The sequence below is a fragment of the Oceaniglobus sp. K40-3 genome, from assembly GCF_055808395.1.
This window is the reverse complement of the sequence record NZ_JBVVRW010000005.1, coordinates 138,865-161,112: the sequence shown is the minus strand read 5'-3', so window position 1 is coordinate 161,112 and position 22,248 is coordinate 138,865. Positions and strand designations below refer to the sequence as shown.

Sequence of the window (22,248 nt, the reverse complement as noted above, 5' to 3'; positions counted from 1 at the left end):
CACATGAGTGGTCTTCAGACGCCGCCGAACACATGCGGAAAGAGCCCGGCCAACCCGAAGAGGATCAGAAAGCCGGCAATCACATAGTTCAGGATGCGCGGAAACGCGAGAATCAGGACACCGGCAATCAGCGCCATGATCGGTTGAAGATAGACAACGGTTGTCATGCCGGTTTCTCGTCGTGGGCCTTGATTTCGGCAGCGTGCGCCTTTTCGAACGCGCGGCGCAGGTGGCTTTCGGCATCGGTATCGAGGTTGGTGCGCAACACGCGGCCGCCCTTTTCGCCGAGCCTCTCGATCACCCTGTCGGAGGCGTTGGTGCGCACCATCATGAACAGCGCGGCCTGGCCCGGTTGCAGGATGGTCGCGACGTCCTTCATGAATGTGTCGTCGATACCATAGTCAGTCAGGCCGCCGGACAGCGCGCCCGCACCTGCGCCGACGGCAACACCGAGCAGGGGATTGAAGAAGATAAGCCCGACCAGCAGGCCCCAAAAGGCGCCGCCGGTGGCGCCGGCCGTCCAGAGATTGACCATCTGGTTCAGCTTGACCTTGCCGTCCTTGTCGGCCGTGGCCACCACGGCATCGGCAACATCGACCAGGTATTCACGGGCCATCGACATGAGTTCGTCACGGGCGGTTTCGGCCTGATCGGGTTTATCGTAACCTATTACGATGAGTTCGGACATTGATAGAGTTCCTTTCCTGGCTGGGTTTGGGGAATTTGATGATCTGGTGGCGCCGCTCAGGCGATTCCATCGCGTTGATCGGGTCGCCTGGCGTGTTCATTGCTTTTTTCAGGATCCGCAATCGAAGCCCGATGATCTTCGGCGATACTATCGAGCCACTGATGGACCGATTTTTCGAGATCGTTGATATGGTGGCCATGGGCCTCCGCATCGGTCCCATCGCCGTTCAGCCGATTCTGCAGGATGTGATAGCGCTCTTTCAGGTCATCCGCCGTCAGATGCATTTCGTCGTGAAAGAGATGCGCCTCGCGTTGCATGCGCTCGCGCGTCTTGGTGATTGTCTGGCCAAGCCGTTCAAGACGGGCGCGCAGGTCGTTGCTTTTCATCGGAGTTTCCTTTGCGTCGTTCGGGTTCAGTTCATGTGCCAGTCGTGGCTGACCACCAGCGATTGCCCGCTCAGTGTGTTGGTAGAGAGCCTTGTCAGCGACGCGCAGGCAGGCTGCTGTGTCTCGGTGGTGGCCTGCCTGTTTCGTGGCGGGGGGTCGAGAATATTACCCCCGCCCATGGGTAACGCGATCCACGGTGTGACCCGCCCCGCAAGGGCCGCGGATCACGAACGCAGCCCCCTGATCGACGTCATCGGCGATAGGGATCTGCACCGCCGCAGCCGGTACCGCTCAGTTGCTATAGAGCCAACCCTGCCGTGCGTATTCGGGTGGCGGCGGGCCGTTGAACACCGCACCATAGACCTGCTGCTCGAATTTGGACACGTTGCTTTCGCTGCGCTGATCCTGGGCTGCGTCCGTATTGAGCCAGGTGCAGTAGGATGAAATCATGATATCGGCGATATCGGTGTCGCCCGCCTGCGGATATTTCGTGCGCAGGTCATCTGCGATGGAGCCGAGGCTCTGTCCGTCCTGGCCCGCGCTGCCGACGGTTCGGGCAAGATCGCTCAGCATGGCCGTTCCGGCATCGGCTTCGCCGAACACGGCTGGCGCGTCCGGACAGTCAAGCGGCGCGGCAAGGCCGAGCGACGGTGCGCCAAGCGTGAAGGTGACGATCAAAAGTGCGAATGAGGTCTGCATGGGGTTTCCTTTCGTTGACAGTGGAAATCAGTCGGCCCGCGCGATCTCCCGGAGGTCGGGCGCGTTCATGTTCAGCACAAGCCTGGCCGTAATGCCGTCAATCTGCACGGTCGCGCGACTGGCAGGAAAGAATACCGGCATGGCGTCAATGCCAAGGAACCCGCCCACATCAACGATATAACCACGCACCAGCATGGTTTCGTCATGGATCACGTCGACGATATCTCCTACATCGACATCGCCCTGCGCGATGGCCCGCTGGCCGATCAGCGCCGCGGCGCTTTGGTTTGCATCGAACTGACCGGGTGGCACCTGGCCTATGGTGTTGTAGTCAAAGTCCTGCGCGAACGCGCTGAGCGGAAAGGCGAGCGCAAAACAAAGCGTCGCGAACGTCTGGGTATGCCGTTTCATTCTTCCAAGGCTCCAACCTGCCGCGATTCCGGTGCCGGCTGAATTATCCGGCTGAAATGGCGAGGATTTCAGTAGCCTCTTGATGGCCTGATTTCATGTCACAGAGTTGGCCGCGACTTTACTTTGATGCAAAGAAGCCCCCGGAACAGACAGCGGCCTTCAGGCCAACCCGGGCAGCACGGCCAGCAGCCCCGCCATCAGCATCGCGATGCTGATGGCCAGCAGGATCATGCCCATCAGCCGCGTTATGATGACCCGCATGGTCTGCGACAAGGCGCGACTGAAGAACGGCGCGAAATATAAAACGACAAACAGCAGCATCAGAATGGGCACGATCACCAAGCCAACGGACAAAAGGCCGATCGGGCCCTTGGCATGGGCAGAATAGATGATCAGTGTGCTGATGGTGCCCGGCCCGATCATCATGGGAAAGGTCATCGGATAGAATGCCAAGGCGGATAATTCGGACATGTGATCACGTTCCGCCGGGGTGCCATGGTGCGCGACGATTTCGCGGCCTTGCAGCATCGACCACGATATCTGTGCCAGAACCAGGCCACCCGCGATGCGGAACTGATCGACCGTAATTCCGAAAAACTTGAGGATCTGGGTTCCGACAACAAGAATGACGGCGCACATCAGGGCCGAGAAAAGCGTCATCCTGATCGCCAGCATCCGCTGTCCGGCTGCATCGTAACCTTCTGTCATGGCAAGGAAAATCGGGAGAACCGTAAACGGATTCAACAGTGCAAAGAAGGCGCCGAACGCCTTTGCCAGTTCGGTATAGTCCATCAAGGGCCTTTCTGTCGGGGTAAGATTGGGCAGCAGATGGATCAACCAGTTGCTATTGCACCATTGGCGATTTTGCCGCTTCGAGATCCACCCCGTCGAGATCTGCCCGCCCCGCCAGGATGCTTATGTATTGTCGGATAGCACGCTCGGACGCCTCATCGCGCAGGGTTTCGGCAATCTCGCCGGCGACGGCCCCGAACGGCAGACGCTCGCCTTTGATCCGCTTGTCCACCGCAATGATGTGAAAGCCGAACCGGGTGCGCACGATGCGGGGCAGGATACCCATGTTGACGGTATCAAACACCGCCTTTTCGAACTCGGGCACCGTGGCACCGCGCTGGATCTGGCCAAGGTTGCCGCCCTGCGCGCCCGAGGGGCAGTTGGAATTCTTGCGTGCGACCTCGGAGAACATCTTTGGTTTGTCGCGCAGCTCTTTCAGCACGCCTTCGGCATAATAGGACAGCCTCATCGCCTGAACGCCGGGTGTCACCTGAAACAGGATGTGGCGCACATGGGCCAGATCACCGCTGTGGTATGCCTCTGGGCGCGCGTCATAGATGCGGCGGCACTCCTCTTCGGCGGGCTCGGGCACGTTGACCTCTTGTGCCAGCAACCGCTCGATCGCGGTATCGTCGTCAATCTCTGCGCCGCTCAGGCCCAGTTCCTGCGCCCGCTGGCGCAACAGCTCGTGGGCGGCGGCCAATTTGTCGCTGGCCCATTCCTCGGTCTCAACTGCGGCCCCGTTCACATGAATCGTCATCGTCTTGTCTTCCATTTGCGGCTGCGCACCAGTTGATAGGGGCGGAACAGGTAGAAAACACTGACCAGGCCGCTCCAGATATGGACCATTCGGGTAAAGGGCGAGACGAGGAAAATCGTGAAGCCCAGGAAGATATGAAAGTGATAGACCCAAGGCGCGCCTTGCAGCAGGTCCGGGTCGGGTTGGAAGGTGACGATGCTTTGCACATAGGCGACCAACAGATGAAAATGGGCGCCCGACATATCCTGTGCGCTATAGGGAACGGTCAGAACGCCAAGCGCCAGTTGCAAAAACAGCATGAGCAGTATTGCCAGATCCCACTTGCGGCTGTTGGCGCGCACACGTTGATCTCCAAAACGCCGCAAGGTCAGAAGTGAGATCCCGATCAGCGCGATCGACCCTGAAATTCCACCCACGACCATCGCAAGAAGCTGGTGCTGTGTCGGGCTCATCAGCCAGGTGATAAAGACTTCGGGCATCAGAAAACCCACGAAATGCCCACCGATCACGACAAGAACACCATAGTGGAACAGGTTCGACCCCCATTTCAGATACCCGGTGCGCAGGATCTGCGATGAATCGCTTTTCCACGAATAGGGTTCGCGGTCGAACCGTACCAGGCTGCCCATCAACAGGATCGTCAGGCAAAGATAAGGATAGATCGCGAAAAGAAAGAAGTTCAGCGACGTGGGGATGGTCATGGCCTCGCCCTCCTTCTGGCGGCAGCGGGGTGTTCTGGCAGTGCCGGTTTCGGCTTGGCAAAGGCTGGCTCCTCCTCCCAACTCTTGTCGAAATCCTCGGGCGGTGGCGGTGGCGCGGCGGCATCCAGCCCCTTTTCGCCGGCCAGCGACAAAAGCGCCGCCATCACACAGGCATAGGGGCTTTGACGCCCTTGCAGCGCATTGCCGATCTTGCGCAGAACATGCGCCACCTCGCGCAGGGTGTCGCGGGTCTCGGCCCTGTCACGGCAACTGAGATACTCCAGCATCAGCGGCAGATGGTCGGGCATCTCGTCGGACTGTGGCTCCATCCCCGCGGCCCGGTACCGCTGGCGCAACTGAATCATCGCCGGTCCGCGACCGCGCCCGTCGCCGTGGACATGTTCGAACAGGTTCAACGAGGTGGCACGCCCGCGATCAAACAGATCGACATAGCCGGCCTCGACCTCCAGTTCGGGGCGCGCGGCGATACCTTGGGCCAGCGCGATCAGATCGGCCTTTGTACGCCGGTCGATCCCGCGCGCGGTGCGGATGGCATCTGCGATTTCGGGGATGGCGGCGCGCAGTTCGGCGTCGGGATAGGTCAGCAGGGCCGACAGTGCGCGCAGCAAAAGGGTGGGATTGCGTGCCATGGATCAGGCCGAATCTTCGTCGAAGTCGTGATGGTGGTTCATGTGCCGCCGCCCCATTTTCCCACCGAACAGGCCTTCGCGCGCGTCGATGCCATCGCAGCCGTTGCCGAAAGTGAACCCGCAGCCCCCGCGCAGCTGATAGGCGTCCTCGGCCTCTTCGCGGTGCGCCGTGGGGATGACAAAGCGGTCCTCGTAATTGGCGATTGCCAGATAGCGGTGCATCTCGTTCACCGTCGCCTCGTCCAATCCGACGCTGTCCAGGAAGGACCGATCCAGCGGTTCGCCCAACTGCCTGGCGCGGAACCAGGCGCGCATTGCCATCATCCGTTCCAGTGCGCTGACCACCGGGGCCTCGTTGCCGGCGGTCAGCAGGTTGGCGAGATATTGCACCGGGATGCGCAGGCTGGCGACATCCGGCAACCCGTTGGACGCGCTGTCGATGGCGCCAGCGTTGGCATGGGCGGTGATCGGCGACAGCGGCGGCACATACCAGACCATCGGCAGGGTGCGGTATTCGGGGTGCAGCGGAAAGGCGATCTTCCACTCTACCGCCATCTTGTAGGCGGGCGATTTGCGCGCGGCTTCGATCCACTCGTGCGGGATACCGTCGGCCTCGGCCTGTTTGCGCACCTCGGGGTCGTTCGGGTCCATGAAAATGTCGAGTTGGGCCTGGTAGAGGTCATGTTCATCCTCGACCGATGCCGCCGCCTCGATGCGGTCGGCATCATAGAGGACGACGCCCAGATAGCGGATGCGCCCGACGCAGGTTTCCGAGCAGACCGTCGGCATGCCCGCCTCGATGCGCGGATAGCAAAAGGTGCACTTCTCGGATTTTCCGCTCACCCAGTTGTAATAGATCTTCTTGTAGGGGCAGCCTGACACGCACATCCGCCAGCCCCGGCATTTGTCCTGGTCGATCAGGACGATACCGTCCTCCTCGCGTTTGTAGATCGATCCGGAAGGGCAGGATGCGACGCAGGCCGGATTCAGGCAATGTTCACAAAGCCGTGGCAGATACATCATGAAGGTGTTTTCGAACTGCCCGTAGATGTCTTTTTGCACGTTTTCAAAGTTGTAGTCCTTTGAGCGCTTGTCGAACTCGCCGCCAAGGATCTCTTCCCAGTTCGGGCCCCATTCGATCTTGTCCATGGTCTTGCCGGAAATCAGCGAGATCGGCCGCGCCACGGGCGGCGTGGGCAGTTCCGGCGCGGTTTGCAGGTTCTCGTAATCGAAGGTGAACGGTTCGTAGTAATCGTCGATTTCGGGCATGTTCGGGTTGGAAAAGATGCGGGCAAGAATGCCCAGGCGCCCGCCCTGCTTTGGGTGCAGCTTGCCGTTCTTGCGCCGCTCCCAGCCGCCCTTCCAGTGGTCCTGGTTCTCCCAGTCCTTGGGATAGCCGATGCCGGGCTTGCTTTCGACGTTGTTGAACCACGCGTATTCCATGCCCTTGCGCGAGGTCCAGACGTTCTTGCAGGTGACCGAGCAGGTGTGGCAGCCGATGCATTTGTCGAGGTTCAGCACCATCACGATTTGCGAACGGATTTTCACGGTGTCACTCCTTGCGCCTTTTCGGCAATTTCCTGCGTGCGCGCGGCACGCTGGTGTTCATCCAGCCAATCAACTTTGGCCAACTTGCGCAGGATCACGACGCTGTCGCGGTCCGATCCGACGGGGCCGTAATAGTTGAAGCCCCACGAAAGCTGTGCCGCACCGCCCGCCATCTGCGTCGGTTTCAACAGGATACGTGTGACTGAATTGTGGATGCCGCCCCGCTGGCCGGTCACTTCGGAACCGGGCACGTTCACGATCTTTTCCTGCGCGTGATACATCATGCACATGCCTTCGCTCACGCGCTGGCTGACCACTGCGCGTGCGGTCAGTGCGCCATTCGCGTTGAAGCATTCGATCCAGTCGTTATCCTCGACACCCGCGCGTTTCGCATCGGCTTCGGACAACCAGGCGATCGGGCCACCGCGTGACAGCGTCAGCATGATCAGATTGTCGGTATAGGTGCTGTGGATGCCCCATTTCTGGTGTGGGGTGAGAAAACTGAGCGTGATTTCGGGGTGGCCGTTTTCCGTCTTGCCCAAAAGCGCGCGCACCGCGCGTGTATCCACCGGCGGGCGATAAAGCGCGAGGTTTTCACCGAAATCGCTGAACCACGGATGATCGAGAAAGAAGTGCTGCCGCCCGGTCAGGGTGCGCCACGGCACCAGCTCATGCACGTTGATATAGTTGGCATTATAGCTCACCTCGTCGGTTTCGATTCCCGACCAGGTGGGCGAGGTGATGATCTTGCGCGGTTGGGCCTGCAAATCACGAAAGCGGATCTTTTCGTCCTCGCGTCCGGTCGCAAGGTGGCGATGATCGCGCCCCGTCGATTTTTCCAGTACCTCCCAAGCACGCACGGCAACCGCGCCATTGGTTTCGGGGGCCACCATCAGGATGGTTTCGGCCGCGTCAATGTCAGATTCGATCCGTGGTCGTCCCTTGGCGGGGCCGTCGGCCACAACACCGTTCAATGCGCCGAGCGCCTTGACCTCTGGCCCCATGTCCCAGCGCAACCCCTTGCCGCCATTCCCCAGGGAATCCATCAGCGGACCGAGCGAGGTATAGCGCGCCAGCGTCGCGGGATAATCGCGTTCAACCACCGTCATCGCCGGGCCGGTGACGCCGGGGATCAGCGCGCATTCGCCGTTTTTCCAATCGCGCCCGCCAAAGGGCTGGGCCATTTCGCCGGCGCTGTCGTGCATGATCGGCGACAGCACCACATCACGTTCAACCCCCAGATGCCCGTCGCAGAGTTCCGAGAATTTCCCGGCGATGGCCTTGAAGATTTCCCAGTCGTTGCGCGATTCATACACCGGGTCCACCGCTTCGGAAAACGGATGGATAAAGGGGTGCATGTCAGTGGTCGACAGGTCGTTCTTTTCGTACCACGACGCGGTCGGCAGGATCACGTCGGAATACAGCGCCGTGGTGGACATGCGAAAATCGAGCGTCACCACCAGATCAAGCTTGCCCTCGGGCGCATCGCGCCATTTCACCTCTTGCGGTTTCACGCCGCCATCCTCGCCCAGATCCTTGCCCTGAAGCCCGTGCTGGGTGCCAAGAAAATGGCGCAGGAAATATTCGTGCCCCTTGCCCGACGAGCCGAGCAGGTTCGAGCGCCAGACAAAGAGGTTGCGGGGGAAATTCTCGGGCGCGTCCACATCTTCGCAGGCCATCGACAGATCGCCCGATGTCAGTTGGTCCACGACATGTTGTTTCGGATCGCCCGCACCCGCCTCGCGCACCACCTCCAGCGGATTGCGGTTCAACTGTGGTGCCGATGGCATCCAGCCCATGCGCTCGGCGCGTACATTGCAATCAATGATGCTGCCGCTCTGACGGGCCGGATCGGCCAGCGGTGAACGAATATCGTCCAGCGTCATTGTCTCGTATCGCCACTGATCGGAATGGGCATAAAAGAACGAGGTGCCCGCCATATGGCGCGTCGGACGCACCCAGTCCTGCGCAAAGGCCAGCGCCGACCACCCGGTCTGTGGGCGCACCTTTTCCTGGCCGGTGTAATGGGACCAGCCGCCCCCCGATTGGCCGATGGTGCCGCAGAGCATCAGCATGTTGATGATCGCACGATAGGTGGCGTCCTGGTGATACCAGTGGTTGGTGCCCGACCCGATGATCACCATCGAGCGCCCGTTGGTCTTTTCCGCGTTCGAGGCAAACCCGCGCGCCACCTCGATCACCCGTGCGGCGGGCGTGCCGGTGAATTTTTCCTGCCATGCCGGCGTATAGGCAATGTCGTCGTCGTAACCCTTGGCACCTGCGCCGCCCAAACCCCGGTCCAACCCATAGTTCGCGCACAGCAGGTCAAAGACGCTGGCGACCATGATTTTGCCGTCGGTGGTTTCGACGTTTCGGACAGGCATCCTGCGCGTCAGGATCCCGGAATCGGTGTCGCCTGCGAAATAGGGGAATGCCACATCAAGCACCGCGTCGTGGCTGTCGATCGCGCTCAGTTGCAGGTGGATATCGTTGCCGCCCGCGTCCTTTTGCTCAAGGTTCCACTTCTGCGCATCGCCGCTGTCCTTGCCGGGCCAGCGGAATCCGATGGAACCGCGGGGCACCACGGGATTGCCGCCTTTGTCAAAGCCGACCGTCTTCCATTCGCCATTCTCCGGCGTGCCAAGCGCACCGTCAAAATCGCTGGCGCGCAGATAGCGGTCGGGCACCATGCGCCCGTCCCGTTCGACCAGCCGCACCAGCAGCGGCAGATCGGTGAAACGCCGCGCATAATCCTGGAAATAACCGACCTGACGATCAAGGAAGAAATCGCGCAGCACCACATGGCCCATGGCCATGGCCAGCGCCCCATCGGTGCCCTGCTTGGGGTGCAGCCACTGATCGGTCAGCTTTGACACTTCGGAATAATCGGGGCAGATCGCGACGGTCTGGGTGCCGTTATAGCGCGCCTCGGTAAAGAAATGCGCATCTGGCGTGCGGGTCTGTGGCACGTTCGAGCCCCAGGCGATGATATAGCCCGAATTATACCAGTCGGCGGATTCCGGCACGTCGGTCTGTTCGCCCCAGACCTGCGGGCTGGCCGCCGGCAGGTCGCAATACCAGTCGTAGAATGAAAGGATCGTGCCGCCCAGCAGCGACAGATACCGCGTGCCCGAGGAGTAAGAGACCATCGACATCGCCGGAATCGGCGAAAACCCCGCTATCCGGTCCGGCCCCCAGTTCTTGATCGTGTGGACATTCGATGCGGCGACCAGTTCCAGCACCTCGTCCCATTTCGCGCGCACGAAACCGCCCATGCCGCGCACTTCCTTGTAGTCCTGCGCGGCCGGATCGCCACTCAGCGCGGCCCAGGCCTCGACCGGCTCCATGGTTTCGCGCAGGCGCCGCCAGTGGCCCAGAAGACGGGCGCGGATCATCGGGTATTTCAGACGGTTCGCGCTGTAGAGATACCAGGAATAGGACGCCCCGCGCGGACACCCGCGGGGTTCGTGGTTGGGCATATCGGGGCGGGTGCGTGGATAATCGGTCTGCTGGGTTTCCCAGGTGATGACCCCCTGCTTGACGTGGATGTGCCAACTGCAAGACCCGGTGCAGTTGACCCCGTGGGTCGAGCGCACCTCCTTGTCGTGGGCCCAGCGGTTGCGATAACTGTCTTCCCACTGGCGGGTTTCGGCGCGCTTTTCGCCCCAGCCGTTCGCGTACTTTTCCCGTGGATTGCGAAAATAACGCAGACGTTCGAGAAACTGCCCCATGTCGTGCCTCCGTCCCTGCCAAATCGGCGATCTGTCCAAACCTTGTTATAAAGCACCGTACAGCCATGGTTGTGAGGGAACCTTACAAATTTGCAAACTTTGCCTGAGTGTCGATCGGCCTGTCCGGCGATCCGGTGATCGCGGTTGCCGGCTGGGGCGCGTCACCGTTTTGGTGACACGCCGGTATGATCGTTTCGCCGTGGGCGCGCCGCTAGCTGACGGTAATCTCATAGTCCACGCCTTCCCAACGGTCGTTGCCGGGCCAGAAGATCGTGAAGACAACCATTTCGCCTGGCTTCAGTTTGTCGGTGGCGATATCGGCGAAATGAATGCCAAGGCCGCTGTCGGTTGTCGGCGCGTCATGGGGCGTGGTCCAGCCATCGGTGCTCCAATGGATAACGGCAGGCATCGGCAGTTCGATCCGCAAGCCATGGCCGGCCGCCAGTTTGCGGCACTTGTTGTTGAACCGCCAGGTTGCGTATTTCGACTGGACTTTTTGAACCTGATATCTCTCGTAGGTCTGGGACGGCATGTCAAAGACCCGCCCATCGAACAGCGAGCGCAGCAGCTTGACATGCTCGGCATGGGCCCAGACCAGCGGCATCGCCGACCCCGAGGGTTTGCCCAGAAACAGCCCGCGTTCGGGAATGTCGGGACTGTCCCAGACCTGTTCGGGAAGCAGGTGGCCGTCACTGGCGAACCCTTCCATCGCGGTCAGAAGGGCCTTGGCATCCTTCTTTCTGCCGCAGGCCAGTTCGTAATGCGCCCGTTCGCCGGTCAGCAATGGCCAGCAGCGCCCGATTCCGGTGCCGTCAAACGCGCGGCCATCGTCATGTTCGCCATAGCCATCGTCATTGTAGCGGTGCCAGCTTGGCCCGGATGGCAGATCGGTCTTGAGCAGCGCATCGATCACCCGAACGGTATTGACGATGCGTGGATCGTCCGGCGCGCGTAATCCGAACCGCACAAGCGCCAATGCGTCGGGACTGACGATATGAGAGACTTTCTCGGCGGTTGCGCTGGCCGGGCGGTTCTTGATCGGCACAAACCCGTCCTTGGGCGACGCTGCATCAGCGGTTTCGGGCGGCGTGATGCGGACATAATAACCCTCGACCCCGACCTCCTTTGCCAGCGGGGTGCCGGTGACATAGGTCCAATGTTCGATCAGGTTGTTCCAGATATCCGCAGTCTCACGCAGGAACGTGGCCTGCGCCGTCTTTTTCATGCGGTCCGCCATATCGGCAGCAGCCAGAAGCGCGGCAATCTCGGCCGCCAGCGTGAATGACGTATAGCCGCCGTTTTCCTCCCAGCGGTCCTGGGGTGTGATCGGTCCGTTCTGGACAATGAATTGCGCCGCCTTGCGAACCATCGGCCACACGTCGGGAATATCCGCTTTTGTCAACGCACCCTCGCGCAGGGCCAGATCCACCAGCAGGATCGGCAGGGCGGTTTCATCCATCTGGATGCCACCCCAATAGGGCGTTCCGTCAAGCCAGCAGTTCTGTGGCCAGTGCCCATCTGCCTCTTGCGTGGCTTTCAGAAACCCGATGACCTCGCGCGCTTGCGTGTTGGAGCCTGCCGCCAGCAGGCCACCGGCGGTTTCAACCAGATCGCGTGGCCAGGCCAGGTGATAGCCGCCCAGATCATCATCGCCCTTGGCATAGCCCCACGGGATCGACAGGCTGGCGATATAGCCGCCAAGCTGTGAACTTGATTCATGGGTGCGCAACACCGCGGTGCTGACCCGATAGGTCTTGCGGCCCGGCGCTCTGGTGCCGTTGTCCAGCGGCAGCAGCCCATCCTGCCATGCACGCCATTCGGCGGCATAGGCCTCCATCGCCACATCAGGATCCTGTTGCAGGCTGGTGCGCACCTTCAGCGCGGCCTCTGCCGGGCTGCGGCCAAAGCCCAGAGCCAGAACGAAACGGCCGTTGCAAGCCGCAAGATCGATGCCCCCTGTCAACGCAACGTTGCCGTTGCGCGCCTCATCATACTGCCAGCGCATCTGGAAATGCCGCGACAGATCCTGCCAGCCGTCCGAGACGCCGACGAACCCGGCCGATCTGGCCAGGAAGGGCGCCGAGCACCCCACGGCGATCGAGGTTCCGCCACCTGTGGCGAACAGCATCGGTTGGCCCTTGTATTCCCCCACCCAGGCAGAGTTGTCCGCGCTATTGTTGACAAGATGCGGCGCGAGAAGGGCGAACAACCGGTAATCCGCAAGCGTGCCCGCAAGTGCCGTGAAATTGATGCACTGCAACACGACATCGCGTGCGGGGTCGGTGAATACGCGCTTTTCGATCCGGTAGCGGCCGCCGTGGCACCGGCTGGTGATGTCAAAGGCCGGCACACCCTTTTCAACGGGTTCAATGGTACTGTCCGAATTGCGTTTTTCCTCAGAGAAGAAACTTTTGCCATCGGTGACGATCAAACCGAAATCGCGCGTGCAGGCCTGGTCGATGCGGGGGTAATAGATCTCGTTCAGGATGCCATGGCTCAGCGTGAACCAGACATTGCTGCGATCCTGCAACGCCGTGCCGACGCCGCTTTTGGCGCTTGAGGTCCAGCGTCCGGGGTTGCCCGGCCATCCGGGTGCGGGGTTGTTGAATGACATTTCAGTTTTACTCCCTCAATTGTCGCGCTCGGCCGCAGGTGTGGCCATATTGTTCCCGGCATGTCGCCCGACAAGCCGTGCATAAAGATCGACGTAGCATCGCGCAGAGCCTTCCCAGCCAAAGTCCTTGCGCATGGCCCTTTGCCGAAGACGCGCCCAGGCATCGCGATCACGATACCACGACACCGCGCGGGCAACGGCGCGTTCCACGTCTTCGACGCCAAGACCGTCACACATGAAACCGGTTCCACGTCCGGGGGCGGCGTGTTGGTCACCGGCGTCCTCGACCGAATCGGCCATGCCGCCGACGCGGCTTGCGATGGGGATCGCCCCGTATCGCATTGCGTACATCACCGTCAGGCCGCAGGGTTCAAAGCGGGCCAGCGACAGGAACAAGTCGGCCCCGCCGATCACCTGATGTGCCAGGTGTTCGTCATACCCGATCCGCACCGCGACATTCTCGGCATGATTGTCTGCGGCACACATGAAGTGCGCCTCGAAACTTTGATCGCCCTGACCGTGGATGACCACCACCATCGCGCCGTGATCAACAAAATGCGGCAGCGCATCCAGAACGACATCGGCCATCTTCTGATGGGTCAGCCTGTTGACACAGGCAATCACCGGCGCATCCGTGTCGGGCGGCAGGTTCATACGGGTCAGCAGTGCGCGTTTGCATTCCTGTTTGCCCGATGGATCAGCGGCGCTGAAACGCGCGGCCAGATCGGTATCGATTGCCGGATCCCAGATGTCATGGTCCACGCCATTCAGGATGCCACTCAGATCCGCGCTGCGGGCACGCAACAATCCGTCCAGCCCGCAACCGAATTCGGGCGTCAGGATTTCCCGGGCATAATTCGGGCTGACCGTATTTATGCGGTCGCTGTAAACAATCCCCGCCTTGATAAAGGAAACCTGCCCATGAAATTCGATGCCATCTGTCCCCGAGGCCTCGGCGGGGAGGCCAAGGGATGCAAACGAGGACATCGGAAAATTGCCCTGAAAGGCGAGATTGTGAATGGTAAAGATGGTTTGCGGGCGCGTTTGCCCGCTAAAATGCATATAGGCGGGCACGAGGCCGGTATGCCAATCGTTGGCATGTACGATCTCGGGGCGCCAGCCAAGCGAGGTGTGCCCCAGCGCAACCTGGCTGGCGGCCCGGCAGAACGCCGCGAACCTTTGATCGTTGTCGGGCCATGGTTGTCCCGCTTCGTCCAGATAGAGACCCGGGCGGCGGAAAAACCCGGGGGCATCAAACAGAATGACCGGCACGTCCGTATCTGGCATCCGGCCTTTCAACAGCCGCCCCTCGGGCAGATCGCCCCCTTCGACGACCGCCAGGTCGCGTGCAAGATCAAGGGCCTGCTCATAGCCCGGCAGCATCGTCCAGACATCCACCCCTTTGCGCCGCAATGCCGCCGGAAGAGCGCCGGCCACGTCGGCAAGCCCGCCGGTCTTGGCCAGCGGAAAGGCTTCGGCGGTGACGAACAGGACGCGATGGTCAGCGCCTTGCCCGAATGGGTGATGCTCCATGTGCAAAGTCCCCCTGAAAACCATCCTGCGGGCGCTGAGTGCGGGCGAAAGGACGGGCGGCATCTGACCTCTTGTTGCTGGAGTGGTTTATGCTGGGCTTTTCACGAACATTAAGAAATTGTAAGGAATCGGAGTCCAAAGGCTGCGGTGCCGTTTCAGGCGCGCGGATTGTCCCTGCGATGGACCGTCGCGGACGCGCCAAGCTGGCGGATGATGCAGTCGGAAATCTCGCTGACCGGGGGGCCGATGTCGACGGTTATCGGTTCCTCATCGGGGCCTGGTGTTTCCAGCGTGTCGTACTGGCTTTGCAACAGATCGGGGGGCATGAAATGTCCTTTTCGCTTTGCAAGGCGTGCGGCGATCAGATCATGTGCGCCGCGCAGATTGACCAGCCGCACCTCTGGTCTGTCACCGATTACCCTGTCGCGATAGGACCGTTTCAGCGCCGAGCAGGTGATGATGCCCGGCTGCCCGCTTTCGCGTTGATGGTCGATCCATGCGGCAACCGCATCCAGCCACGGCTTGCGGTCGGCGTCGGTCAGCGGAATGCCCGCGTGCATCTTGGCACGGTTGGCGTTGGGGTGCAGATCGTCGCCTTCCTGAAACGTCCAGCCCAGCCGCGCGGAAAGATCCCGCGCGATGGTCGACTTGCCCGATCCCGACACCCCCATGAGGACCAGGATCGGTGGCGTGCCGCGATGGGCGCGCGGACTGATGAGGCGGTGAACCCCGGTTGCATCCGCGACAAAGACCGGATCGGCGCGGCCAATGAAAAGCCCGCTTTCGACGACGCCGACGACAGCCCGGATGCGCGCATCGAGAGCAGCCGGATCATGGATGGACCCGAACCCGCAGTCGAGAATCCGGTTGTGGTTGTCGCTGACAAACGGCGCGCCGTCCGCTGCTCTGCGCATGCGAACGCTGGCGCCAAGCGCCGCCAAGGTGGCCTGTGTCGCCTCGAGTCCGAATTCGACAACCTCCACCGGCACGGGTGCATGCGCGCCCAGCCGATCCACCAGCTTTGCATCGTCGACAATGATGACAAGCCGCTGGCTGGCCGCCGCGACGATCTTTTCGCGCACCAGCGCCCCACCCAGACCCTTGATGAGGTTAAGCGTGCCGCGCTCCACCTCGTCGGCGCCGTCGATCGTCAGGTCGATCCGATCGTGATCGGCAAAGCGTACCAGGGGGATACCCGCCGCGCGCGCCTGTGCCGCCGTGCGTTCGGATGTGGGAATTGCGGCAAAGCGCAGCCCCTCGTCATGGCGCCGGGCAAGCGCGGCGACCGCAAAGGTGGCGGTCGACCCGGTGCCAAGCCCGACGACCATGCCATCCTCGACCAGCCCGACCGCCGCCTCGGCGGCAGCGCGTTTCAGCGCATCGCGTGCGGTGTCGTCGTTTGGGTGTTCGCTGGTCATGATGGGGTCTCCGATGCTGCGGCGCGGTCGGTGTACCAGACAAGATCGCCAACTGACGTGACCCTTGCGGCGGGCGCCTGACTGTTCCCGGTGCGGATTTCCTGAAAGATCGGCGCCTTTGCCGCACCTGATACCAGGAATGCGACCTGACGGCTGCTTGCGATCACTGGATAGGTCAGCGTGATGCGCACCTCTGATCGGCCGTGCGGGACGGCAGCCACCCAGCGGCCTTGCTCGTTCAGAACCGGCTGGCCCGACAACAGGGATGCGGTATGCCCGTCCTCGCCGATGCCCAACAATGTGACGTCGAACAATGGCCGTTCGGGCGTCAGGGTGGTGCCGCCATAGGTCTGTTGCAACAGGGCCGCATAGCGGTGCGCCGCGTCATCGGCGGTGCCGTCTGTCGGGATCGGGTGGATATTTTGTGGCGGTACGGGGGCGTTGTCCAGCATCGCTTCGCGGGCCATCCGGTAGTTGCTGTCGGGGTGATCATGGGGCACGAACCGTTCGTCGCCCCAATACCAATGGACGCGCGCCCATGGGAACCGGCCAAAGTATGTCTCGGATGCAAGAAGTGCATAAAGGGCCTTGGGTGTCGAACCACCCGAAAGCGATACCCGGAACGGGCCGTCCGTCGCAAGCGCAGCAACGGTCAACTGCTCGGCCACATGGCGCGCCAGGGCATTGGCATCAGGCAGTGTTTCGATGCGACCGTGAAACCCTGTCATCGGATGGCGCCCCTTGCGTCGAGGACAAATCGTTCGATGGCCTTGGCGAACCCCTCGTCATTATAAGAGTCGGTGGTGACACTGGCCTGTTGCTTGACCTCGTCCGAGGCGTTGCCCATCGCGATACTGAAACCCGAGCGATTGAACATGAGAACGTCGTTGGGTTGATCGCCGATGGTGGCGATTTCCGTCACCGGGATGTTCAGGTGCCGCGACAGGTAATCGACCACCGCACCCTTGTTCGCATCCCTGTGGGTCACATCCAGATAATAAGGCTGCGAGCGGGCCGCCGTGACGCGGCCACCAAAGGCCGTCTGCGCGTCGGTCTCGCATTGTCGCACCTTTTCCGGATCATCGCTGATGCCGACGATCTTGGACACCATATCCAGCTTGCCGTCGAAATCCGTCACCAGCGTCGGGCTGAACTTTACCGTCCAGGCCTCGCGGTCCACATGGGGTGCGTCCTTTTTCGTGATCAGCCAGTCGTTGCCGCGATAAACCCAAGCGTCGAGCCCGTGCTGGCGGATCAACTCGATCGATTTTTCCGCGACATCCTGCGGCAGGGTCTTTTGTTCGAGGATGTTCAGATCGGGCGTCAGGAACAGACCGCCGTTGAATCCGGCAATCGGCGTGTCCAGTTGCAGCGGATCCAGCAGCATGGCCATGCCACGCGATGGCCGCCCACTTGTGATCGCGAACCGGATGCCCGCCATACGCAGCCCGGCCACCGCCGCCGTGGCGCGGTCTGTCAACACCTTGTCCTCGGTTACAAGCGTGCCGTCCACATCCGCCAGCACAAGCGAGATTTTCCCTGTCTGCGTCATTGTTTCGCATCCTTCGATGAAAGGGCACGCCAGGATCGGCCATCGCGCCCCAGCAACGCGTTTGCGGTCTCTGGGCCATCGCTGCCTGCCGCATAGTTCGGAAATCCGTCTGGCGCGGCATTGGCCCAGGCGTCCAGAACCGGCTGCACCGCCTGCCATCCCGCCTCGATATTATCCGCCCGCTGGAACAGGGTCGCATCACCGATCATGCAATCATAGATCAGCGTCTCATAGCCGGTGTTCGGCTTTGTCTCGAACCAGGTCTTATAGGCGAAATCCATATTCACCGTTTCCAGCTTCACGGTGGGTCCGGGACGCTTGGCTGCGAATTCCAGCGCCACGCCCTCATCTGGCTGAATGCGCAGGATCATCCAGTTCGGGTTCATTCTTTCGACATCGGTGCCACGAAACAGGCTGTAGGGGGCCTGATGGAACCGGATGGCGATCTCGGTCTGGCGCGCCCCGAGGTATTTCCCGGTGCGCAAATAAAACGGCACACCGGCCCAACGCCAGTTGTCGATCTCGAATTTCAGCGCGACAAAGGTTTCGGCCATCGAATCGGCTGCGACGTCGGGTTCGTTGCGATAGGCGTTGACCTGCTGCCCCAGCACGCGGCCCGCGTCGTACTGGCCACGCACGGCATGGGTCGCCACCTCGTCGGCGCGCAGGGGGCGGATGGCCTCGATCACTTCGGCCTTCTTGTCGCGCACCGCGTCGGCGTCGAAGGAAAGCGGCGGCTCCATCGCGACCATCGACAGAAGTTGGAACATATGGTTCGGCACCATGTCGCGCAGCGCGCCGGTCTTTTCATAGAACTTGCCGCGATGTTCCACGCCCACGGTCTCGGCGGCGGTGATCTCTATATGGTCGATATGTTCACGGTTCCACAGCGGTTCGAACAACCCGTTGGCAAAGCGAAGCGCCATGATGTTTTGCACGGTTTCCTTGCCCAGAAAGTGATCCATCCGGTAAATCTGGCTTTCGCGCAGCGACTTGAGGATCTCGGAGTTGAGCGCCCTGGCCGATGGCAGATCGTGGCCGAAGGGCTTTTCGATGACCACGCGGCGCCACCGGCCGTCTGTTTCGTCGGTCAGGCCCGCCGCCCCGAGCCCGGCAACCGCAGGGGCAAAAAACCTGTCCGCGACGGCAAGATAAAACAGCGCGTTACCACCGGTTTGCGCGGCTTGTTCCAGATCCTGCAAATGGGCGCCGAGGCGATCATACAGGCCGGCATCGGTCAGATCCCCCTGAACATAGCTCATGCGCTCTGTCAGCCAGCGCCACGCGTCGTTGTCAATGTGATCCGCCTCGAACTCACCTCCGCCGTCGGTGACGAACTGCTGCATCATCGTTCCCAGCCCATCGGCCCAGTCCTGCGCCGAGATCTGTGCCAGATCGACACCGATCAGCCTGAAATCCTCGGGCAGACGCCCGGCGCAGACCAGATTGTAAAGCGCCGGCACAACCAGCCGCTTGGTCAGATCGCCCGCCGCGCCGAAGATCGCCATCGCGCAGGGCGGGGCCATGGGCGCATCATCCGTCGCTGCGTCATCTTGTTGTTGCGCTCTCATGTTTCCCGCCTTCGTTTTTTGCGTTTCATGGTGGTCCGCTGCCTCGGCGCGGTTAGTCTGACGCGGGGCAAGCGGCGTTCGTCATTTGCGCGCCATCACCTCTTTCACCGCGGCGACGACATGCCCCGGCTCGAACCCGTATTGTTTCAACAGTTCTTGCAGCGGCGCAGAGGCGCCAAAGGTCGTCATGCCGATGATTGTGCCGGCTTGGCCGACATAGCGTTCCCACCCATGAGTCGCGCCCTGTTCCACCGCCACCCGTGCCGTGATGCCCGGCGGCAGCACCTTGTCGCGGTATTCGCGCGACTGGCGCTCGAAGATGTCCCATGACGGCATCGAAACGACGCGCACGCCAATCCCTTCGGTGGCCAGGGTCTCATGGGCGGCAATGGCCAGCGCAACCTCGCTGCCGGTGGCAATCACGATGGCCTCGGGCGCGCCATCCGCCGGATCGGCCATGACATAGGCGCCGCGCGCAAGGCCGGATGCAGGCGCGTATTTCGTCCGGTCAAAGGTTGGCAGTGCCTGTCGCGTCAGGAAGATCACCACCGGCTGATGACGCAACTCCATGGCAACGCGATAGGCCTCGACCACCTCGTTGGCGTCCCCCGGGCGCATCACCGAAAGGTTCGGCATCGCCCGCAGCGAGATCAGCTGTTCCACGGGCTGGTGGGTTGGCCCGTCCTCTCCGTCGCCCATTGCATCATGGGTCAGCACCATGAGCGTCGGAATTTCCATCAACGCGGCCAGCCGTATCGCGGGGCGCGCATAGTCGGTGAAGATGGCGAAGGTCGCGCCGAACGCTTTGAGCTTGGACAGGGACATGCCGTTGATGATCGCGGTCATGGCATGTTCGCGGATGCCGAAATGCAGGTTCCGCCCCCGGGCGAGCCTGCCTCGAAATCGCCCGCGCCGTCAAACTTGAGCGTGGTGCGGTTGGACGATCCCAGGTCGGCCGAGCCGCCGATCATCCACGGAATATTCCGCGCCAGCGCGTTCAGTACCTGACCCGATGCATCGCGCCCGGCAATGCCTTTGGCATCCGCAGGGAAAACGGGCAGGTCGCGATCCCAGCCGTCGGGCAGGTCACGGTGCTGCATCTGGCCGATTTCCTGGGCAAGATCAGGGAACGCCTTGCCGTAGGCCGCGAACTGCGTTTCCCACTGCGTGCGGGCCTGTGCACCGCGCGCGCCGATCCCTGCGTCAAAATGATCGCGCACGCCATCCGGCACCAGAAACTGTGCATCCTCGGGCCATCCATAGGCGCGCTTGGTCAGCCGCACTTCTTCTTCGCCCAATGCCTCGCCATGGGCGGCGGATGTGTCAACCTTGTGGGGCGAGCCCAAAGCCGATGTGGGTGTCAAGCACGATCAGGGTCGGCTTTCCAACGGTGTCGCGGAAGACGGCAAGCGCGTCCTCGATCCCGGTCGGATCATTGGCATCGCCCACATGCAGCACGTTCCAGCCATAGGCCCGAAACCGCGCCGATACATCCTCGGAAAAGGCAAGGTCGGTGCTGCCTTCGATGGTGATGTGGTTGTTGTCGTAGATCCAGCACAGATCATCAAGTCCGAGATGCCCGGCCAGCGAGGCCGCCTCGGAACTGACGCCTTCCATCATGTCGCCGTCGCCGCAAATCACATAGATGTTGTAATCGAACACGTCGAAACCGGGCCGGCCATAGCGGCTGGCAAGCCATTTGCGGGCAATCGCCATGCCGACGCTGGTCGCCACCCCCTGGCCCAGGGGGCCGGTCGTGGTTTCCACGCCCGAGGTCCAGCGGTATTCAGGGTGCCCCGGCGCCTTGCTGGCGAACTGGCGGAAATTGCGGATCGCATCCAGATCAACGGCCGGTTTACCGGTGGTTTCATAAGCCTCGTTCACCGCTTGCGTCCCGGTCAGGTGCAGCAGCGACCAGAGCAGCATCGAGGCATGGCCGTTGGACAGCACAAAGCGATCACGGTTCGGCCAGACAGGATTTTGGGGATCGAACCGTAGCACGCGATTCCACAGCGTGTAGGCCAGCGGCGCCAGTGCCATTGGCGCGCCGGGATGCCCGGAGTTGGCCTTTTGCACCGCATCGATCGAAAGTGTGCGGATCGTGTTGATCGCCAGTTGGTCGAGATCATCGCAGGCCATGCCGGGTTCCTTTCATGGGTTGGCGTACAAGGTTATTTGTCCGCCGGTTTTTCCAGGTGGCCGCCGAATTCATAGCGCATCGCCGACAACAGCTTGTCCCCGAAGGCCGCGTCGCCGCGCGAGGAAAAGCGTTCATAAAGCGCCGATGACAGCACATGCGCCGGCACACCTTCGTCGATGGCCGCCTTGATCGTCCAGCGCCCCTCGCCGGAATCCGAGACCCGGCCCGAGAAATCGTCAAGCTTTGGATCTTTTGCCAACGCCGTCGCCGTCAGATCCAGCAGCCACGACGCAATGACGCTGCCACGCCGCCAGACCTCGGCGATCTCTGGCAGATCAAGATCATACTGGTAAAGCTCGGGGTCGCGCAGGGGGGTTGTTTCGGCATCGACAATGCCCGATTGCGCCCCGATGTTGGCGCGTTCAAGAACCCCCAGCCCTTCGGCATAGGCGGCCATGATGCCGTATTCGATGCCATTATGCACCATCTTGACGAAATGGCCGGCACCGTTCGCACCACAATGCAGATAGCCGTCCTCGGCGGTGGATTTGGCATTGTCGCGCCCCGGCGTGGGGTCGATGTTTCCCTGCCCTGGTGCCAGGCTGACAAAAACCGGATCAAGCCGCTTTACCGCTTCGGTGTCACCACCGATCATCATGCAATAGCCGCGCTCCAGCCCCCAGACACCGCCGCTGGTGCCAACGTCAAGATAATGAATGTTCTTTTCCCGCAATGTCTTGGCGCGGCGAATGTCATCAATGTAGTAGGAATTGCCGCCATCGATGAGGATGTCATCGGCCTCCAGATGCGGTAGCAGATCGGCGATCGCCGCGTCCACGGCACCAGCGGGCACCATCAGCCAGACCGCACGCGGCTTGTCCAGCTTGCCGATGAACTCGGCCAGCGATCCGGCGCCGGTGGCACCGTCACCGGTGATTTCGGCGACAGCCTCGGCTGAGCGGTCGAAAACCACACAGTCATGTCCGTCCGTCATCAGGCGCCGCACCATATTGGCGCCCATCCGGCCCAAACCGATCATTCCAAGTTGCATGAC

The 22,248-nt window shown here is 61.6% G+C and carries 18 protein-coding genes and 1 pseudogene; all 19 read right to left on the bottom strand.

What is annotated here, in order from left to right:
• Window positions 1–14: 14 nt before the first annotated feature.
• The gene (locus tag AC0L7P_RS22630; RefSeq protein WP_473436373.1) at window positions 15–167 is read right to left on the bottom strand and encodes a DUF3096 domain-containing protein; all 153 of its coding nucleotides are present in this window, start codon (window positions 165–167) and stop codon (window positions 15–17) included.
• On the bottom strand, window positions 164–688 hold the full coding sequence (locus tag AC0L7P_RS22625; RefSeq protein WP_473436372.1) for a DUF1269 domain-containing protein: 525 nt from the start codon (window positions 686–688) through the stop codon (window positions 164–166). Before AC0L7P_RS22625 ends, AC0L7P_RS22630 begins: the two co-directional genes overlap by 4 nt.
• Window positions 689–744: 56 nt before the next feature.
• Window positions 745–1,074 carry a zinc ribbon-containing protein gene (locus AC0L7P_RS22620; RefSeq protein ID WP_473436371.1) on the bottom strand — a complete coding sequence of 110 codons (330 nt, stop codon included), beginning with the start codon at window positions 1,072–1,074 and terminating at the stop codon, window positions 745–747.
• Between the two features lie 291 nt (window positions 1,075–1,365).
• On the bottom strand, window positions 1,366–1,773 hold the full coding sequence (locus AC0L7P_RS22615; RefSeq protein WP_473436370.1) for a hypothetical protein: 408 nt from the start codon (window positions 1,771–1,773) through the stop codon (window positions 1,366–1,368).
• Window positions 1,774–1,800: 27 nt separating this feature from the next.
• Window positions 1,801–2,184 carry a PRC-barrel domain-containing protein gene (locus AC0L7P_RS22610; protein ID WP_473436369.1) on the bottom strand — a complete coding sequence of 128 codons (384 nt, stop codon included), beginning with the start codon at window positions 2,182–2,184 and terminating at the stop codon, window positions 1,801–1,803.
• A gap of 159 nt (window positions 2,185–2,343) precedes the next feature.
• The gene (locus AC0L7P_RS22605; protein WP_473436368.1) at window positions 2,344–2,976 is read right to left on the bottom strand and encodes a MarC family protein; all 633 of its coding nucleotides are present in this window, start codon (window positions 2,974–2,976) and stop codon (window positions 2,344–2,346) included.
• Window positions 2,977–3,028: 52 nt separating this feature from the next.
• On the bottom strand, window positions 3,029–3,736 hold the full coding sequence (locus AC0L7P_RS22600; protein ID WP_473436367.1) for a peptidylprolyl isomerase: 708 nt from the start codon (window positions 3,734–3,736) through the stop codon (window positions 3,029–3,031).
• A complete protein-coding gene (gene narI / locus AC0L7P_RS22595) occupies window positions 3,733–4,431 on the bottom strand; it encodes a respiratory nitrate reductase subunit gamma (RefSeq protein ID WP_473436387.1) in 699 nt (232 codons plus the stop codon). Before narI ends, AC0L7P_RS22600 begins: the two co-directional genes overlap by 4 nt.
• Before the next feature lie 2 nt (window positions 4,432–4,433).
• The gene (gene narJ, locus AC0L7P_RS22590) at window positions 4,434–5,087 is read right to left on the bottom strand and encodes a nitrate reductase molybdenum cofactor assembly chaperone (RefSeq protein WP_473436366.1); all 654 of its coding nucleotides are present in this window, start codon (window positions 5,085–5,087) and stop codon (window positions 4,434–4,436) included.
• Window positions 5,088–5,090: 3 nt separating this feature from the next.
• Window positions 5,091–6,635 (bottom strand): nitrate reductase subunit beta, encoded by a 1,545-nt coding sequence (gene narH / locus AC0L7P_RS22585; protein ID WP_473436365.1) that lies wholly within the window; start codon window positions 6,633–6,635, stop codon window positions 5,091–5,093.
• Entirely contained in the window at window positions 6,632–10,366 is a 3,735-nt protein-coding gene (locus tag AC0L7P_RS22580; RefSeq protein WP_473436364.1) for a nitrate reductase subunit alpha, read from the bottom strand. The genes narH and AC0L7P_RS22580 overlap by 4 nt, the downstream gene beginning before the upstream one ends.
• Window positions 10,367–10,577: 211 nt before the next feature.
• Window positions 10,578–12,980 (bottom strand): glucan 1,4-alpha-glucosidase, encoded by a 2,403-nt coding sequence (locus AC0L7P_RS22575; protein ID WP_473436363.1) that lies wholly within the window; start codon window positions 12,978–12,980, stop codon window positions 10,578–10,580.
• 15 nt (window positions 12,981–12,995) lie between these two features.
• Window positions 12,996–14,513, bottom strand: coding sequence for a glycogen synthase GlgA (glgA, locus tag AC0L7P_RS22570; protein ID WP_473436362.1), 1,518 nt, complete (start codon window positions 14,511–14,513; stop codon window positions 12,996–12,998).
• A gap of 155 nt (window positions 14,514–14,668) precedes the next feature.
• Window positions 14,669–15,931, bottom strand: a complete 1,263-nt coding sequence (rpiA, locus tag AC0L7P_RS22565) for a ribose-5-phosphate isomerase RpiA (protein ID WP_473436361.1) — start codon at window positions 15,929–15,931, stop codon at window positions 14,669–14,671.
• Window positions 15,928–16,659: a 6-phosphogluconolactonase gene (pgl, locus tag AC0L7P_RS22560; protein WP_473436360.1), complete on the bottom strand. Its 732-nt coding sequence runs from the start codon at window positions 16,657–16,659 to the stop codon at window positions 15,928–15,930. Before pgl ends, rpiA begins: the two co-directional genes overlap by 4 nt.
• Window positions 16,656–17,483 carry a Cof-type HAD-IIB family hydrolase gene (locus tag AC0L7P_RS22555; protein WP_473436359.1) on the bottom strand — a complete coding sequence of 276 codons (828 nt, stop codon included), beginning with the start codon at window positions 17,481–17,483 and terminating at the stop codon, window positions 16,656–16,658. The genes pgl and AC0L7P_RS22555 overlap by 4 nt, the downstream gene beginning before the upstream one ends.
• Window positions 17,480–19,054, bottom strand: coding sequence for a glucose-6-phosphate dehydrogenase (gene zwf, locus AC0L7P_RS22550; RefSeq protein ID WP_473436358.1), 1,575 nt, complete (start codon window positions 19,052–19,054; stop codon window positions 17,480–17,482). The genes AC0L7P_RS22555 and zwf overlap by 4 nt, the downstream gene beginning before the upstream one ends.
• 81 nt (window positions 19,055–19,135) lie before the next feature.
• Window positions 19,136–21,193: pseudogene (tkt, locus tag AC0L7P_RS22545) on the bottom strand (transketolase).
• A gap of 32 nt (window positions 21,194–21,225) precedes the next feature.
• Window positions 21,226–22,245, bottom strand: coding sequence for a phosphogluconate dehydrogenase (NAD(+)-dependent, decarboxylating) (gene gnd / locus AC0L7P_RS22540; RefSeq protein ID WP_473436357.1), 1,020 nt, complete (start codon window positions 22,243–22,245; stop codon window positions 21,226–21,228).
• Between the last annotated feature and the right edge of the window lie 3 nt (window positions 22,246–22,248).